Annotated in this window: 4 protein-coding genes; 2 read left to right on the plus strand and 2 right to left on the minus strand. The window is 59.9% G+C overall.

What is annotated here, in order from left to right; translation table 11 throughout:
- The first annotated feature begins 27 nt into the window (after positions 1–27).
- Positions 28–7362, plus strand: a complete 7335-nt coding sequence (locus BLU52_RS11050; protein ID WP_090283216.1) for an NEL-type E3 ubiquitin ligase domain-containing protein — start codon at positions 28–30, stop codon at positions 7360–7362.
- 52 nt (positions 7363–7414) lie between these two features.
- On the opposite strand, the gene metH is transcribed toward BLU52_RS11050, so the two are convergent.
- Positions 7415–11125 (minus strand): methionine synthase, encoded by a 3711-nt coding sequence (metH, locus tag BLU52_RS11055; RefSeq protein WP_090283217.1) that lies wholly within the window; start codon positions 11123–11125, stop codon positions 7415–7417.
- 154 nt (positions 11126–11279) lie between these two features.
- Between metH and BLU52_RS11060 the strand changes: the two genes are divergently transcribed.
- The gene (locus BLU52_RS11060; protein ID WP_090283218.1) at positions 11280–13574 is read left to right on the plus strand and encodes a fatty acid cis/trans isomerase; all 2295 of its coding nucleotides are present in this window, start codon (positions 11280–11282) and stop codon (positions 13572–13574) included.
- Positions 13575–13633: 59 nt separating this feature from the next.
- On the opposite strand, the gene BLU52_RS11065 is transcribed toward BLU52_RS11060, so the two are convergent.
- A complete protein-coding gene (locus tag BLU52_RS11065; RefSeq protein ID WP_090283219.1) occupies positions 13634–18130 on the minus strand; it encodes an SET domain-containing protein in 4497 nt (1498 codons plus the stop codon).
- Positions 18131–18355: the final 225 nt, after the last annotated feature.

Raw genomic sequence — 18355 nt, forward strand, 5'->3', positions numbered from 1 at the left:
TGATTGTTTCCCCAATAAGGAACAATCATGAACCCGATATCACCCAGCGCGCAGCCGAAGCAACCCGCTTCGCTCGCGCACCCTGCAAAACCGAAACCGACGCAAAGCCTGCACGGCCACTTCCTTGAGAAATCGATCCCTGCCTGGTTGACCAACGCCTCAGCGCAAAGACGCGAGGCGTTCAAGGGCGTCGCAACAGCACCGCCCTCCTGGTATCTGAACGCGACGCCGACCCAGCGCCAGGCCTTGAATGACAGCTTCAAGGCCAGCGTTGACGCGCAGAACAGTCTCGATAAAAGCATGGCAACCTTTCAGCCGGTCGAAGCGTTTGCCCGGCCTTTGCTGATCAAGGCTCTTGCGGACGAATATCAGCTGCAAGTGGACGTCGACACGATCCTGCTGTGTCTCCGTCGACCACTGGAGGTGGGTATTCTGGCAATAGAGCTGGACTCTTTCGAAGTGCTCAAACTCTCGTTGCTTGACGCCGCACTGCATAACTTCGAAGCCTGGGAGTGTGAACAGGGGGCTTACCACGCCACCTCCGGATTCGTGGTGGCAACGACCGAAGCCGGCAGCCATGAGGCCGTGAGCATCGCGATCTCGGTCAGCCAGTTCCTCGGATTGTGTCGCCGTCTGGACATTGGCAAGCAATATCAGACCTGGCTGCAGTCGTTCTTTCATCCTGCGGATGCAACGGCCGAAGCTGTACTTCGCGAGCGTTTCATCGCCAGCCAGAAAGCGACAATGCGCGCCGCTGCCGAGCAGGCGTTGTTGACGAAGGACATCGAAGCTGCGCACTACGCGATGATCATTTCGGTGATCGAGGGCGAGCTCAATCCCTCGGTCGGCAACAAGCCCGTGTGGTTTCGCGATTTAAGTCTGATGAACAAGCGAATGACTGGCTGCGTGGTCTTTGTCATCAGCGAGAAGTACCGCTACAGCAGTGAATGGATTGTTTATATTCCGCACGATCCCGAGCACCCGTTCAAATGCTATCGCGGCGATGAAGACAAGGCAGAGTTCAAGCGGCTGCTGACGGCTCGAAGCACCCCGTCAACGTCAGGCGCTGAACCGACTGCCTATCAGCGCTTTCTCAGTCAGTTTTTGCCTTACGACCAACGTGGCGACTATTTCAGTCAGTTCACCCGCAAGGCAGCGGATTCACCCAATGACTTTTGGCGCTCCCCGTGGCGCATCGTCACCTCGTTTGGTCCTGGTGCGCCTTTCACGCGAATCAAGCAATTGCCCCCGCCGCCTGCCGCAAAACTCGAGCCTGAACCTGATCCATACATCGCGCCAGGCACGTTCCTGCAAAGGCAGCGCGGGCTGTGGGAAAGGAATCAGGATCTTTGGCAGTACCTCTACACCGAGAGCCGGGCAAAGGTGTTGGCTGATGCTCGAAGCCATGCCGTGCCCACCGACGATGTCGACGTCAAGGCGCGCGAGGCCAAACTGGCGCACCTGATGCAGATCGGCCTGCTCGGATTGAACGTGGTGTCGATGTTCGTGCCGGTGCTGGGCGAAGTAATGATGGTGGTGATGGCCGGGCAACTGCTTTACGAAACGCTTGAGGGCGCGATTGAATGGGGCGAGGGCGATCGCCGTGCCGCCAGGGATCATCTGATCGATGTGGCGGAGAATCTGGCGCAGATTGCAGTGATGGCGGGGGTGGGGGCGGGGGTGCGAAAAATCTCCAGCGCCACAGCCGTGCCGGTCATTGAACAGCTGCAGCCGGTACAGTTGCCCAACGGGCAAACCCGCCTGTGGAGAGCGAGCCTGCAAGGTTACGAGTCTGCTGTCACGCTGCCCGACAGTCCCGGCCCGAATCATGCCGGGCAGCATGTGTTTGAAGGGAAAACCTACATTCGCCAGGACGGCAAGGTCTACGAGCAGTTCTTCGATGACTCGATCGGCAAATGGCGCATCACGCATCCGAGCGACGCCAACGCCTGGCAGCCGGTGCTCGACAGCAATGGCCGCGGCGCCTGGCGGCATACGCTGGAGCGTCCACACACCTGGGATCGTCTGACTCTTTTGCGGCGTATCGGCCATGCAGCCGAAGCCTTCTCCGATGCACAGCTGATCAAGGCTGCCGATATCAGCGGTGTCAGTGAGGCCGCCCTGCGCAAGATGCACACCGATTCTGCGCTGCCACCACCGGAGCTGACCCAGGCGCTGCGCATGATACAGGCCGATAGCAACGCGGCGCGGGTCGTTGAGCAATTGCGCGGGACCCAACCGGTCGACGAACTCTATCTCTATGCGTTGCCGCTGATCACCGAAATGCCACGCTGGCCGGCGAATCGGGTGCTGGAAGTCTTCGACGGCGAGGCATTGTCCGGCAAGTCCGTCAGGTATGGTTCCGTTCGGGGCTATCGCGATGTCGGCGTCAAGGCACCGATTCAGATATCACGGGCCGATATCCTCAGCGGTGAGCTGCCAGCTCATATTCTCGCGGCGCTGGACGAGTCTGAAGTCACCCGGCTTCTCGGAGAGCAAGGTGCACGCGTGCGCGATGCCCGGCCGGCAGAGTTCGGCAAGCAGATCGCCGACTACGCCAGCACCCGTCAGTCGGCAATTTACGACAGCATCTACCTGGGGACTGACCCCGTCGACCCGCAGGTTGTGCGTTTGCAGAAGGCCTGCCCCGGACTCAGCGAACCGGCGGCACAGACCGTGCTGGCGCATGGGCGCCCCGATGAGCTGGAGCGACTCGGCGCAGGCCAGCGAGTACCACTGCGCCTGCTGGAAGAGGCACGCTGGTACGCGCGGCAAAGCCGACAGGTGGCGGCGTATGCCGGTCTGCGCAGCGAAAACGTTGCTTCGGCGGACAGCCGACGTCTGGCATTGCACACGCTGGAGCGATTGCCGGGTTGGCCTGACACCGTTCGTATCGAAGTGCGCGAGGGGCATGAGGCTGGCGTGCTGCTCGACAGCATTGGCAGCGAAACAGCCGGCGAAAAGAAATACCTGATCAAGAAGGGCGCTCAGTTTCAGGCATTCGACGAGCGCGGCGAGGCGCTCAACAGCCTGCCTCGAAACGGCGACAATTTTTACTCATCGATCATGCACGCGTTGCCTGATGACGCGCGCCGCAGCCTCGGTGTGCCTGAGGTCGGGCAGTCTGCCAGGTTGCAAGCGAAGATCCTCGATTACGCCGATCAGCATCAAGCAGAGGCGCCTGCGCTGCTGGCACCACAGGCCAAGTGGATCAAGCCGCCCGTGCGGGTCAGCGCTACGTTGATCGGTTATCCCGCCAGCGGACGCGGCGCGGGGCTGCCAGCGCCGCTGATCGCTCATGTGCGTGACGTTTATCCGCAAGTGACCGACGAACAGGCTCATGGCTTCATTCTTGAACAATATCGGACGGGAAATGACCACAGCGCCATTTTCGCGCTCTTGCAATCACGTCGGCGTGAGTGGGAGCAACTGAATGCGACACTGGATCAATGGGCCGGGACATCGACGCTGGCTCCTTGGGAACGCTCCGGAACCGATCACAAGTTTCGCGCCGCGCAAGCGCTGAAAACCTGCTGGCGCAACGCCTTGTCCACTGGAGTCGCGGGGGCCGATCAGCTCTCGATCATCACCTACGACCCGCTACCGGTGCTGAGCGCCGACTTCGCTCATGTACGTGAACTTTCGATTGGCGGCAACGGCGTGACTGACGCCAATGCTGACGCATTACTGGCGCGGTTTGCCAATGTGCAAAAGCTGTCGCTGGGGGAGCGGGGCAGTCTGTTTGGCGCCTACATGGAGCAGGAGCAGTCACTGACGACCCTGCCCTTGACCGTGACGCGAATGCCCGCGCTGAAAAAGCTCAAATTCAGAACGCGAGCCACGGTCATGGCTTCAAGTCTGTCAGCACGATTGCGTACATTGACCACCCTGGAAGAGCTTCATCTGGATGTTCTCAGCGGCGTAGATATTCCGCCTGGCCTGGACCTGACGCCCCTCAGGCGCCTGAAAAAACTCAAGATCGAAGCGCCGGGCCTGACGCAGTGGCCGGCTTATGTGGAGCAACTGCCTGAACTGGAACGACTGGACCTGACCCAGACTGCCATCGCTTCGCTGCCACAAACGCTGTATGTCGGCCACGAAAAACTCTGGGCGGGTTTGTCGCTGGACTGGTCGAAGTTTGCCCATGAGGCGTTCAAACCCGCTTACGACTATGTAAACAACTACATGGGGCAGTGGCGGCATCTGGTTGATCTGGACTTGATGGTTCGCCGCTATTGCGCTGGAGAATTGCAGTTTCTCACGGGCGAGGCCGGGCGTCTCAACCCGTTGCCTGAGCGGATCATGAGCCTGTGGAACACCCCGCAAACCCGGCTCAAGGCCGTGGAGATTCTGCGCGTGGAGCACACCGCCATTTTCCGCCAGTTCTATGAGGCCAGCGCATCAGGAGGATTGCGTACCGCGACGCCGGCAGCGCGCTGGCAAGCGCTGCCCAATGCGCGGGTGGTTCGTGCACTGGAGCAGAACTGGCGCGCAGCCATACGTCGGCGTTATCGCTTGAACGACGACGTTAGTCCGTTCGATGCCACGAACTGGACATCCGGCGGCGGTCTTGACGATGCCAGCCTGTTTGAACTGGTTGACACCGCATGGTTACAGGGCGAGGAGTCGGTCAGTGAGCTGCCGCAATTGCCAGCCGGAACGTTTGCGCATGTGCAGACCGTTCGGCTGGACCGGTTGAACGTGCCGATCGAGCAGATTCGCGGGTTCCTCCAGGCATTCAGTGGCGTCACCCGCCTGGACATCACCGCCTGCGGATTGACAGAAGTGCCGGTCCGGCCTGCCGACGTCATTCAGCTGACACAGCTGGATCTGTCTCTCAACCGTATTGCCGTTACCCCTGAGGTCCAGAGCCAATTCAATGCGCTGAACAAACTGGAACATCTCAATGCCCGGCTCAATCGCCTGGACACACTGGACGTTTCGCGCCTGACAGGGCTCAAGACGCTGAACCTCAGCTCAAATGGATTCAATCAATGGCCGAAAGGGGCGGACAGCCTGGCGCATTTGCAGGTACTGGATCTGCGTCATAACACCATCGGATCGATCCCCGAACAGGTGCTTGCCAACGACGCGGTGCTGCTCAAGACGCGCTTGCTCAACAACCGTTTCAGTGTCGCCGGCGAGGCGGATTTGAGAACGGCGCAGCGCCGGATCGAGATGACCATCGGTCTGCCCGACGGCGCCTTGCAACGGTTCGACGCGCAATCCGTGTCATTGCCAGGCATTTCAAACGCGACCCCGCAGGAAAGTGCGCTGGATCGCGCCGGTCAGCTGTTGGCGCTCCCGCCGGTCGCTGCAATCGGCGGCGGCGCCGACATGAGCGCCCGGGCGCTGGAACTATTTCCCTCGTTGACGCTTGAACAAGCGCAAGCCTTCGTTGCGCGCTTACGCAACGAAGGGCTGCTCCCAGAGCAAGTGGCGGACAGGCTGAACCAGTGGCGAGCTCAAGACGAGACGCTGACGCGTGAGTTGAACGGCTGGATTTTCAACCCGGCGCAGGGGCCTGGCGAAGGCGTGTCGTCGTCCACGAGACGCTTCGACGCGACGCGGATCCGCAATTGCTGGCGCGACGGCGTTACGGCGCTGACCGAGTCCGCCGGACAGACGCTGAGCTTTTCAGCGGGGCTCATCGGTGATTTGCCCGCGTTGTCAGCCATGTTTCCCCATGTACGCACACTCGACCTGACGGGGGTCAAGTTTACTGTCGAGAGTTTCAATCGCTTTTGCCCGGCGTTCCCTGAGTTGACCACCCTGATGCTCAACGGCAACGCCTTGGAGCGTCTGCCGGAAGCGGTCGCTCGTCTGAGCCGGCTGGAGCGCCTGGAATTGAGCGGCAATCGCCTGGCCGCAGCGCAAACCGTGTACCAGTACGCGGCCGGAGCGCGGCTGCGCTGGCTCGATCTCAGCCACAATCAGCTGGAAGAATTCAACGCCAGAACCTTCAGCCGTCTGGAAACCCTCAACCTGGGCCAGAACGGTCTGGATTTCTGGCCTGACGGCGTCCTCGAACTGGCGCATCTGCGAAGGCTGGACCTGTCGGGTAACAACATCATGTTCTTCCCGGATCGGCTGTTGGGCGGCAACCATGAAAGGCTGGTGGCCGGTGCTGACTTGTCGGACAACTCACTGTCGCTTAACGCACTGGAGCAACTAAGGGATTACAGCGACGCGCAGGGTGGCAGTGATGTGATGGGCTACTCGGCAGCGTTTTTACAGCGCGAAATTACCGAGCGCCTTCTTGAGTCCGATAGCGATTCCGGCTCCGGCTCCGGGACGGACTCGGGCTCGGATTCCGATAGCGACGACGGCGATGACCCGCGTGGCGGTGGCAGTGGCGCTGACAGGCGCGTTGATGCGCATGCCGTTGTGGAAGCTGCGGAGGACATTGCCAATCCGGCGCAGGATGTGGCGGCACCGGCGATGGACATCTGGATGACGCATACACACGTCGATGCGCGTGAGGCGCGGCGAACGCTTTGGTTGCAACTGGCGCAACAGGCCAATCATGAGCCGTTCTTTCATTTGCTCTCGACCTTGCCCGATACCCTCGAATTCAGGCTGTCCGGCGCCGACCTGACCCACCGGGTCTGGCAAGTCATTCAGGCTGCCACTGAAAACGCCGAGCTGCGTGACCTGTTGTTTCTCAACGCCGAAACCCATGGCACCTGCCCTGATGGCCGGATTCTGTCGTTCAGCGAGCTGGAAACCCGGGTCTATGAATACAACGCCCTGCGCGATATTCCCCGGCATCGTCCCGACCAGCGCGGCAGAGCCTTGCTTGATCTGACCCGCCGCCTGTTTCGCCTGGAAAGGGTCGACCGCCTGGCCGAAGCCGCTGCCAAAAACAAGGACCGCGCCGAAGTCCGCTTGCAATACCGCATCGGCATGACTCGCGGATGGCCGGACGGCCTGCAATTGCCGGCGCAACCAGAGCACATGTTGTACGCCACACCGATTCGCGGGCAGCGATTGCTCGACGCGCGCGCAGCGGTCCTCGCCGAGGAAGCGTCGGACAGGTTTCTGGAGGATCTGATTGGGCGCGATTACTGGATTCGCTATTTGCGCGAGCGCAACCCCGAGGCGTTCGAGGCACTTGAACTCAACGCGAGCCGGCGTCTGGAAGAGGTCGAGGACAGCTATCCGGACAAAGAAGACAACGAGGTGACTCGTAACCGCTATCTGGAGGCAATGGCGGCACTTGAGGTCGAACTGGCGGAAGCGCGCATCGAAAAGTTGAAAGAACTGTCTCGCGCGCACATGCAGAATCTGGCGGCGGTCGGCGAAGGCGCGGCACAACCCGCGCCTTCTTCACCGCAGCCCGGCCCATCAAGCCGCCCGTGAGCGGATGAATGACAAGGCCCTGGGAGCAAGCAGCTCCCGGGCCTTGTGCACTTTAGTTGTCGTAACCCAGGTTCGGCGCCAGCCAGCGCTCGGTCACGCTCAGATCCTGGCCCTTGCGCGCGGTGTAGCTCTGCACCTGGTCCTTGTCGATCTTGCCCACGGCAAAATACTGCGCCTGCGGATGGGCGAAGTACCAGCCGCTGACCGCTGCTGCCGGGAACATCGCGTAGTGTTCGGTGAGGAACACGCCGCTGCGTCCGGCACGCATTTCGGCCGCTTCAGGATCGAGCAGGGCGAACAGCGCCGCTTTCTCGGTGTGGTCCGGGCAGGCCGGATAACCGGGAGCAGGGCGGATGCCGCTGTATTGCTCTTTGATCAGCGCTTCGTTGTCGAGCGTTTCATCCTTGGCGTAACCCCAGTGCTCTTTACGCACCTGTTGGTGCAGCCACTCGGCGCACGCCTCGGCGAGACGGTCGGCCAAGGCCTTGACCATGATCGAGTTGTAATCGTCGCCGGCGTCCTGATAAGCCTTGGCGACTTCTTCGGCGCCGATACCGGCGGTGGTGATGAAACCACCAACGTAATCGGTCACTTCGCTGTCCTTCGGTGCGACGAAGTCGGCGAGGGAGAAGTTCGGTTTGCCGTCGGTCTTGATGATCTGTTGGCGCAGGTGATGCAGTTTCGCCAGTGGCTGGCCGTCATCGCCGTACAGCTCGATATCGTCGTCATGCACCTGATTCGCCGGCCAGAAACCGAACACGGCGCGGGCGCTGATCAGCTTCTCGTCGATCAGCTTGGCCAGCATCTCCTGCGCGTCCTTGTACAGCGCGGTGGCGGCTTCACCGACCACTTCGTCTTCAAGGATGCGCGGGAACTTGCCGGCCAGATCCCAGGAAATGAAGAACGGCGTCCAGTCGATGTATTCGGCCAGCACCTTCAGATCGATGTTATCGAGCACTTTGCTGCCAGTGAAGGTCGGCTTAACCGGCTGATAGTTGGCCCAGTCGAATTGCGGTTTCTTGGCGATGGCGGCGGCGTAGCTCAGGCGCTCGGTGCGCGCGCTGCGGTTCGAGGTGCGCTCACGCACGTCGACGTATTCCAGGCGGGTCTTCTCGACGAAACCGGCCTTCAGTTCCTTGGACAGCAACTGCGTCGCCACGCCTACCGCGCGGGAGGCGTCGGTCACATAAACCACCGCATCGTTGCTGTACTTCGGCTCGATCTTCACCGCCGTGTGCGCTTTGGAGGTGGTCGCGCCACCGATCATCAGCGGCAGGTGGAAATCCTGACGCTGCATCTCGCGGGCCACATGAACCATTTCATCCAGCGACGGCGTGATCAGGCCGGAGAGGCCGATGATGTCGCATTTCTCATCCTTGGCGACCTGCAGGATTTTCTCCGCCGGGACCATTACCCCGAGGTCAACAATGTCGTAGCCGTTGCAGCCGAGCACCACGCCGACGATGTTCTTGCCGATGTCGTGCACGTCGCCCTTGACCGTGGCCATGAGGATCTTGCCCTTGGCTTCCGGTTTGTCGCCTTTTTCCAGTTCGATGAACGGAATCAGGTGCGCCACGGCCTGCTTCATCACGCGGGCGGATTTCACCACTTGCGGCAGGAACATTTTGCCGGCGCCGAACAGGTCGCCAACGATGTTCATGCCGGACATCAGCGGGCCTTCGATCACTTCGATCGGCCGCGCAAACGACTGACGCGATTCTTCGGTGTCTTCGACGATGTGCGTGGTAATGCCCTTGACCAGTGCATGCTCCAGGCGCTTGTTGACGTCCCAGTTGCGCCACTCTTCGGTTTCGGCTTCCTTGACACTGCCATCGCCCTTGTATTTGTCGGCGATGGCGAGGAGGGCGTCGGTGCCTTCCGGTGTACGGTTGAGGATCACGTCTTCAACGGCGTCGCGCAGCTCCTGCGGGATCTGGTCGTAGATCTCCAGCTGGCCGGCGTTGACGATGCCCATGGTAAGGCCCGCGCGGATCGCATAGAGCAGGAACACCGAGTGGATCGCCTCGCGCACCGGGTTGTTGCCACGGAACGAGAACGACACGTTGGACACACCGCCCGAGCTCAACGCGTACGGCAGTTCATCGCGGATATAGGCGCAGGCATTGATGAAGTCGACCGCGTAGTTGTTGTGTTCTTCGATGCCGGTGGCTACGGCGAAGATGTTCGGGTCGAAGATGATGTCTTCGGGTGGGAAGCCGACTTCATTGACCAGAATGTCGTAGGAGCGTTTGCAGATCTCTTTCTTGCGCGCTTCGGTGTCGGCCTGGCCGGCTTCGTCGAACGCCATCACCACCACCGCCGCGCCGTAGCGCTTGCACAGTCTGGCGTGGTGGATGAACTGCTCGACGCCTTCTTTCATGCTGATCGAGTTGACGATGCCCTTGCCCTGAATGCATTTGAGGCCGGCTTCGATCACTTCCCATTTCGACGAGTCGATCATGATCGGCACGCGCGAGATGTCCGGCTCGCCGGCAATCAGATTGAGGAAGGTCACCATGGCCTTCTTCGAATCGAGCATGCCCTCGTCCATGTTGATGTCGATGATCTGCGCGCCGGCCTCAACCTGTTGCAGGGCAACTTCCAGCGCTTCGGTGTAGTTGTCTTCGCGAATCAGGCGGGCGAATTTCGCCGAGCCGGTGATGTTGGTGCGCTCGCCGACATTGACGAACAGTGAGCTGCGATCGATGGTGAACGGCTCCAGACCCGAGAGGCGGCACGCCTTGGGAATGTCCGGAATCTGCCGCGGCGCGTAACCGGCAACGGCTTTGGCGATGGCTTCGATGTGCCCCGGTGTGGTGCCGCAGCAACCGCCGACGATGTTCAGGAAGCCGCTCTGGGCGAATTCTTCGATGACCTTGGCGGTTTCCGACGGCAGTTCGTCGTACTCGCCGAATTCGTTCGGCAGGCCGGCATTCGGGTGCGCGGAAACGTGGGTGCTGGCCTTGTTCGACAGCTCTTCCAGATACGGACGCAGCTCACTGGCGCCGAGCGCGCAGTTAAGGCCCACGGAAATCGGCCTGGCGTGGGCCACCGAGTTCCAGAACGCTTCGGTGGTCTGCCCCGACAGGGTACGCCCGGACGCATCGGTGATGGTCCCGGAAATCATGATCGGCAGTTCGATATGCAATTCTTCGAACACGCCCTGCACGGCGAAAATCGCCGCTTTGGCATTGAGGGTGTCGAAAATCGTCTCGATCAGGATGAGGTCGGCACCGCCTTCGATCAGGCCTTTGGTGGCTTCGGTGTAGTTTTCCACCAGCTCATCGAAGGTGACGTTGCGGTAGCCGGGGTTGTTGACGTCGGGCGACAGCGAGCAGGTGCGGCTGGTCGGGCCGAGCACGCCGGCGACGAAGCGTGGCTTGGCCGGGTTCTCGGCAGTCTTGGCGTCGGCAACCTTGCGGGCCAGGCGTGCGCCTTCTACGTTTAACTCGTAGGCCAGCTCTTCCATGCCGTAGTCGGCCATGGAAATGCGTGTGGCGTTGAAGGTGTTGGTTTCGAGAATGTCGGCACCGGCGTCGAGATAGGCTTTTTCGATGCCGCCAATCACGTCCGGACGGGTGATCACCAGCAGGTCGTTGTTGCCCTTGACGTCACTCGGCCAGTCCGCAAAGCGCTTGCCACGATAATCCTGTTCTTCGAGCTTGTAGCTCTGGATCATCGTGCCCATCCCGCCGTCGAGAATCAGGATGCGCTCTTTGAGGGCTTGCTTGAGAGCTTGAAGGCGGACGCTGCGATCGGACATGTGGACTACTCGAAAAGACCATTACGAAGGAGCGGGATCATAACAAACCTGTGCGCTTTTGGAGCATGCCAGGCTTTTCCATGAATATCGCTCATGTTGGTACGAGCGTCATAACGGTAGAATCGCAGCCTTTTTTACAATCGGGATCAGCAGCATGTCGTACCGCGTCATCAGTTTCATGTTGCTGTTCCTGAGCGGCGTTGCTGCAGCGCAGACGCCTGCGACCTCGTCCCCGATCAGTTACGCGCGCGATATCCAGCCGATCTTCACCGAGAAATGCGTTGCCTGCCACGCCTGCTATGACTCGGCCTGCCAGTTGAACCTGGGCAGCGGCGAAGGCGCGGCGCGTGGCGCGAGCAAGATGCCGGTCTACGACGGCGAACGCACCCAGGCGGCACCCACCACTCGTTTGTTCTATGACGCGTTCGGCAAACGTGCCTGGCAGCAGAAGGCTTTCTATTCGGTGCTCGATGCCCAGGGCAGCCAGGCAGCACTGATGGCGCGCATGCTCGAACTCGGCCACAAAACCCCGCTGACACCGAACGCGAAACTGCCGGAAGACATCGTGCTGGGACTCAACCGCAGCAATCTATGCGCGATGCCCGCGGAATTCGACGCTTATGCCGGCGTGCACCCCAAAGAAGGCATGCCGCTGGCGGTCACCGGGCTGACCGACCAGCAATATCAAACCTTGCAGCGCTGGCTGGCGTCCGGCGCGCCGATTGATGAGCAGGGGCTGGCGCCGAGCGCCAAAGAGGCGTTGCAGATCGTCCAGTGGGAAAACCTGCTCAACGCCCCCGGCGCGCGGCAGAGTCTGGTCGCGCGCTGGCTGTTCGAGCACTGGTACCTGGCGCACATCCATTTCAAGGATGGCGAGCCGGGGCATTTTTTCCAGTGGGTGCGTTCGCGCACGCCGACCGGTCAACCGATCGACCTGATCGCCACGCGCCGGCCCAACGACGATCCGGGCACGCAGGTGTATTACCGCTTGTGGCCGGTGCAAGGGGTGATCGTGCATAAAACTCACATCACCTACCCGTTGAGTACGGCGAAGATGGCGCGGGTCAAAAGCCTGTTCTACAGCGGTAACTGGCAGGTCGATGCGTTGCCCGGTTATGGCCCGCAGAGTCGCGCCAACCCGTTTGCCACCTTCGAAGCGATTCCGGCGCAGGCGCGCTATCAGTTCATGCTCGACAACGCTGAATATTTTGTCCGTACCTTTATTCGCGGCCCGGTGTGCCGCGGGCAAATCGCGACCGATGTGATCCGCGACAACTTCTGGGCGCTGTTCCAGGCGCCTGAGCACGATCTGTACATCACCGACCCGCGCTATCGCGGTCAGGCCACGCCGTTGCTGGCCATGCCGGGGCAGAACGATGACGTCGGCAGTGTCCTGAGCCTGTGGCGCGATTATCGCAATAAACGTAACGAATACGAGGCGCTGCGCCGCGACAACTACGCTGAAATCCCGGCGCCGAGCTGGTCGACCCTGTGGGCCGGCAACGACAACGCGCTGTTGAGTATCTTCCGCCATTTCGACAGCGCAGCGGTGGTCAAGGGCCTGATCGGCGACGTGCCGCAGACGATGTGGTTGTTCGACTATCCGCTGCTCGAACGCACCTATTACCAGTTGGCGGTCAACTTCGATGTGTTCGGCAACGTCTCCCATCAGGCGCAGACGCGTCTGTACTTCGACCTGATCCGCAACGGCGCCGAGCAGAACTTTTTGCGCCTGATGCCGGCCGATTCCCGCGAGGACTACCTCGACGATTGGTATCAGGACGGCGGCCAGTTCAAGATGTGGCTCGATTACGAAGCCATCGATGACGACAAGCCGACCGCCCTGAAACTCGACGAAAAGGACCCGAAACGCGACTTTGCGATGCAATTGCTGGCGCGTTACGGTGATCTCAATGCGCGGCCGGATCCGATCAATCGTTGCGATGGCGCTTACTGCTCGCGGCCGAACATCGACCCGGCACTGCAAAATGCCGAGCAGGCCCTCAGTCACCTGGCCTCACGTCCGGCTGCCGGATTGAAAGTCATCGATCAGTTGCCGGAAGCGACGCTGCTGCGCATCGAAACCGCTGGCGGCAAACGTGAGGTCTACAGCCTGCTGCGCAACCGTGCGCACAGCAACGTGGCGTTCCTGTTGGGTGAATCGCTGCGCTATCAGCCGGGGCTCGACACCCTGACGATCTATCCGGGCGTGTTGACCAGCTACCCGAATTTCATCTTCAACGTACCGGCGGATCAGGTCCCGGCGTTCGTCGATGCCATGGAAAACGCCAGGGACGCCCATCGCTTCGAGAAAATCGTCGAGCGCTGGGGCATCCGTCGCAGTCACCCGCAGTTCTGGTTTTATTTCCACGACCTGAGCCAGTACCTGCACGAAACCGATCCGGTGGAAGAGGGCGTGCTGGACATGAATCGCTACGAGAATCTGTGAGCGGACAACGACGCAGGCTTTTGGCCTGCGCCGTCGGGTGCGTCAATGCTGAGCAGCGCTCATGTCGGATCGGACGCTGACGCCGCGCCAGCGGGCTTGAAGGCTTTCCAGTAGTCCGTGCCGTAATCGAGGAACAGTTCCGTGCCCGCCGGAATCTTCTCCCATGCGAGCAAAAACACCATGTATTTGCCGACATAAATCGAGCCCACGTTTTCGACGCCTATGTTGGCCTGGCCGGGCACATTGACCGCGTTGATCAGGCTCAGCACGTTGCTGTTGCCATGACCGCTCAGGGTGGCGCCCTTCGTTGCCGTTGCGAAAAGGAACGTGCTGACTTTCTCGGTGGATTTCTCCAGCATTTCCGCCCGCACGGATTTGGCGGTGCGGTGCAGTTTGCCGGCGTAAGGCCCCAACACTTCGAAAGGCTCGATATCGACTTTGGCAAATACCGACAACCCCCGTTCCGGACCGTCGAGCGGTCGTCTGACCTCGAGACGACTGACCAGTCTGTCGTGATGGCGGCCTTCATCGGCGATCCATTCCTGAACGTCTTCGGTGATTCTGCGCGTCATTTCCTTGAGTCTGGCACCCTCAAACCCAGCGAGAAAACGATTGGTTTCGGTGATGGTGATATTGTCGATATCACCCTCCAGTTTGCGCGTCAGACTGATCCTGACATCCATTGGGTCCTGAAGAATCGGGGCATTGTTATTGATGTGATGCCCAAGCGAAGGGGTCAGATCCGTGGCGCGGGCATTGTCTGGCGCGGCATTTTCCAGTCGAGGTCGTTTGGAACTGCCAGCAGTCGGCGGCGAAAGTGGCCCTGTTTCGCGGGGCGAAGGTGGCTGCGGCATCTGCCAGGAAGCGGATTTTATCCCGGCACCGGGGGGAAGGGCCTTTCGAGCGCGCATGAGCGCTGAATCCGAGGCTGCAAGCAATTGCAGACACTCTGGAACCGCACTTCTTAATTCACCCCGATTATTGACAAAAGTTGACCAGAGCACCGGGTCGAGATTGTTGTCATCGAGAAACGTACTCATGGTGCTGGCCGACCCGGTAGCGATGTAACGCACTCGCCATTGTTCGATGTGTCCTGCGGTCAAAGGCGTGAACGCCTGGTTGTGGGCATATTTCTCCAACACCTTGCCCGGTGCCCGGAACGAGCCATCGGTGTTGACGTGGGAAATGAAGTCCGTCGGGTCAAGATTGTGCGTGGCGGCAAAGCCTTCGCGGCTGAGGGTGTTGCGGCCTTCTTGCGACATGCTGCGCCACTCCCGCAGATGCTCGTAGGTGACGACCGTACGCGCGGTGTCGGCCCGATCCAGTACTTGTTGGCCCAGCGGTTTCAATTGCCCTTGTGTGTGGACGAACTGCCTGAAAGCGGCCGGGTCCAGCCGATGTTTTTTCGCGAATGCCTCAAGGGTGACCTCCAGCACGTGCTCGCTGAACTGCGACCACTTTTGCAGATGCAACGGTGTTGTCACGGTGGGATCGTCAGGCGCGCCGCCTCTGACCCGGATTTCCCGGGTGTACCAGTGACCGGGTTTTACCGATGAGAGGTTGATCGACAGGTCACGGTTGTTTTTCGGATTGACCAGTACCACGGAAAAGCTGTTTTCCCCGGTCTGTGCGGTCTCGTGAATGAATCCATAGGAGTTTTCACGTACCTGGTAAACGGCGACAGTCCCGTATTCATCGATGTTGCAAATGAACTTCTGGTTGTATTCAGGGCGGAAAAAAATCCCTCGCGAGTCGGCCAGGAGGCCGGAAATCCAGTGGGGCTGAACCGCGTAGGGGCGCAGCAGCGGGCTGTTGTTGCTTATCACAGTCACCGGCTCGCGATAGCGAGGGCCGAAAGCCTTGTTGGTCAGCGCATCGATGAGCCGATAGTCCGCCGCGTCGACGCTGCCGACGTTGCGCATGGGAATGTTGGCGATCCCTTTGACGGTGCACAGCCGATCACCGGGCTGGCGCGGTTTCCAGGTGGTCGGGTCAACCGCGATCAAGTGCTGAGCGGTCACCGTACCATCGCGCAGTTGGGCAATGCCAAGGCGTGCCTGGCGTATTGCCGCAGCGCCGATTTTACGCAACGTAAAGCGACCGAGCTTGAGCAATCCCAATACTGACTCCAGCGGGTTGAGTTCGCGCAGCGTCGAGATCAACAGCCTTCGCGTCAGGGTGGCGAATTTTGGCAGGGCGAGGCGAATGCCGATCTTGCCTGCAAGGCTGACCACCCGCGTACAGCCGGCGAGGTATTTTCCGATGGGCAGGGCAAACGAAACGATGTCGGTGAACAGGCCGAGCCCGCCGCGCTCGATACGTTGCGACTCGCCGGATGCCAGATCGTCAATGGCGCCCCAGAACGGCACGAACATTTTTCCCCAGAAACTGAGGTCCTCGAGAAAATCCCTGCCGATATCCGTGCTGCGCGTGGCCTTGCGGGTGTCTTCGAGCAAGGCCGATTCATCTTTGTAGAACAAGTGGCGAGCAATCATCGCCGCGAGATTCTCCGCCCGGGCAGAGGTCAGGTTATTTGCCGCAAAGGGCAGGGTGCGTGTCGCTACGTCGGGGGCGCGTTGCTCAATGGCAACCGCGGCGAATTTTTCGCCGACCTGCTCCATGATCAAGGTGGCGTGCTGATGCACTCTGGGTTTCGAACCGTCGCGGTAGGCTTCCCAGTCAAAAGGCATTTCGGTGCCTTTTCTGAAGGCGCCGCGACTGGTGCGGCTGCTGGAACCGACTTTCTCGACCTTGATCTCACCGCCGACAGGCAGCGAGTCGATGTTTTCGCGCAAACGCACGATACCCGCGAGCGGGAAGACTTCCATGTAGCGGGCCTTTGCCGGATACACCGGGTTGACCATTCTCAGAATGAACCCGCAGCGGCCACGCACCGCGTCGGTGTTGGTCTTGTTCTCATGTTCGACCTGAGTGTCGTTGAGCGGCAGCCGCAGCGAGTAAACAGTCACTTCGTCGCGCTCAAGATCACCCCGGCATGCGGGCAGGTACTGGGCGAGCAATGTCTTGATCAGGGACTTATAGGCGGCTCCTGGAGTGATCAGCCAGGCATGAAACGCTTGGTCATACGCCGCGTCTGACTCATAGCGAAATCGACTCGGCGGGCTCAGCGCGAGGTTGTTCAGGGCATCGAGCATTTCTTGCTCATGCTGTTCCAGCGTGCTCAATGCCAGTTCTATTTCGCTGACCGGGTAAGCCGTCTGACGTGTGGCGAACAATCCCATCGCCGCCGCCCACTCCACCGTCGGGCGGACCTTGGCGGCGGCAACCAGTCGCTGTTGCTCGATATCATGCGCAAAAGCCCGAAAATGCTCTGCCGGCAGGTTGAGCAGCTGTTCGAAAGTCATGTGCCGGGATGAGCCGGGCGCGACGGATTCGGCAAGTATGAAACCACTCTTGAAATTGACCCAGGTGCTCGACGTGGCATACGGCAGTGCGTCGGGGATGTCCTGAACCCACGCTTCGCTGGCCACATTGCTCTTCATGATGGCCACCGCTAACAAGGCAATGGGCCGCTCGACGTGAAGTGATCTTTGAAATTCTTCGATCAATGATTTGTGTATGGACGAATAACTACAGCCGGGCTCGATCAGTATCTGCAACTCGTTTTGATTGTTGGTGTGCGCGCCTGGTTTGATGCTCAGCCAGAGCGCTCGCCACAATAACTTCGTCAGTACGCTGGCTGGGCCGTTTTGCTGGTTTTTCCCGGTGTACCAATCCAGTTTTGTAGCAATACGTTGTGCCAGTTGCAGATTATTGGCCGATTGCAGGGCTGTTTCCAAAAGTGCTACCGGCGTGGTTTGAGCCAACTTTTCAAATTTGCCATTGGATTTTACCGGTACGACATTTGCCAACAGACAGCGCGATGTTTCGGTTTCGATTTCGCGAACAACCTGCATGATCGTTTTGTCGCCGTCGGCGCTGAACAAATGTTCCAGATCGCTGACAGGACCGTGATGCCCGAGCAGCCATAACGCGCGATGCTCAACCAGGTTGTGCAGCAGGCGCTGCCAGTCAGCCTGTGTGGCGGGACGCCGCGGGACCTGCGCGTACCAGGCCAGCACCAGGTCGAAGCGCACGGAACCGTCGCTTTTGAGCCCATTACCAATCTTGCCGTAGATATCCAGCAAGACATCCACGTCGATGGACCAATAGACCGGAACATCTCTCAGCGTTACCGAGTGACCGGCGATCGGGAAAACTTCCGCAGGATCGGGTGTCGGCGACTTCGTGGAACTTAACTGAAAGGACAGAAAGTCTTCCAGGAAATCGTTGCCCAACAACGATTGATCAACCGTGGCTGGCGTAGAGAGATGCGTTATGAAATCTTCGTCCGCCTCGAGTTTTTTCAAGACGCGAAAGGCTTCCTTGCACTCGCGCCCCAATTCAGAGGCGGCGGGCGGGTAGTAATAGAGCTGGCTGGCATCCATGTTGACGTTATCGTCGATGAGCCCATGCAGGTAGCTGATCAGGTGGTTGAGATCCTGCAATCTGCGCGGCGGCGTCTTGTTGTAGAAACGGGATAGAGAAGTAGACATTCAAGGCCTTTGAACCATAGCGGCTGGAAAAATAGTCGAAGGTCTTGAATATAGGGACGTGGAAAACCAACAGAGGTATACATATATATGGCGCGGAAGTGCTTGGGTTTCCATTTGTTAACAGCGTACCCGCCGTTCAAGCGCAGCCTTTTTCGCCGTCAGCGAGCGGGTGAGAGCGTGCGCGCCGCTTTTTCCGACAAAAATACTGGGACTTTGTCCCGCGCG

The sequence above is a fragment of the Pseudomonas granadensis genome (assembly GCF_900105485.1).
GTDB classification, from domain to species: Bacteria; Pseudomonadota; Gammaproteobacteria; order Pseudomonadales; family Pseudomonadaceae; genus Aquipseudomonas; species Aquipseudomonas granadensis.

Excerpts from the sequence above, each read along its gene's own strand:
- BLU52_RS11050 (WP_090283216.1), top strand. The coding sequence starts at position 28 with ATGAACCCGATATCACCCAGCGCGCAGCCGAAGCAACCCGCTTCGCTC.
- metH (WP_090283217.1), bottom strand. The coding sequence starts at position 11,125 with ATGTCCGATCGCAGCGTCCGCCTTCAAGCTCTCAAGCAAGCCCTCAAA.
- BLU52_RS11060 (WP_090283218.1), top strand. The coding sequence starts at position 11,280 with ATGTCGTACCGCGTCATCAGTTTCATGTTGCTGTTCCTGAGCGGCGTT.
- BLU52_RS11065 (WP_090283219.1), bottom strand. The coding sequence starts at position 18,130 with ATGTCTACTTCTCTATCCCGTTTCTACAACAAGACGCCGCCGCGCAGA.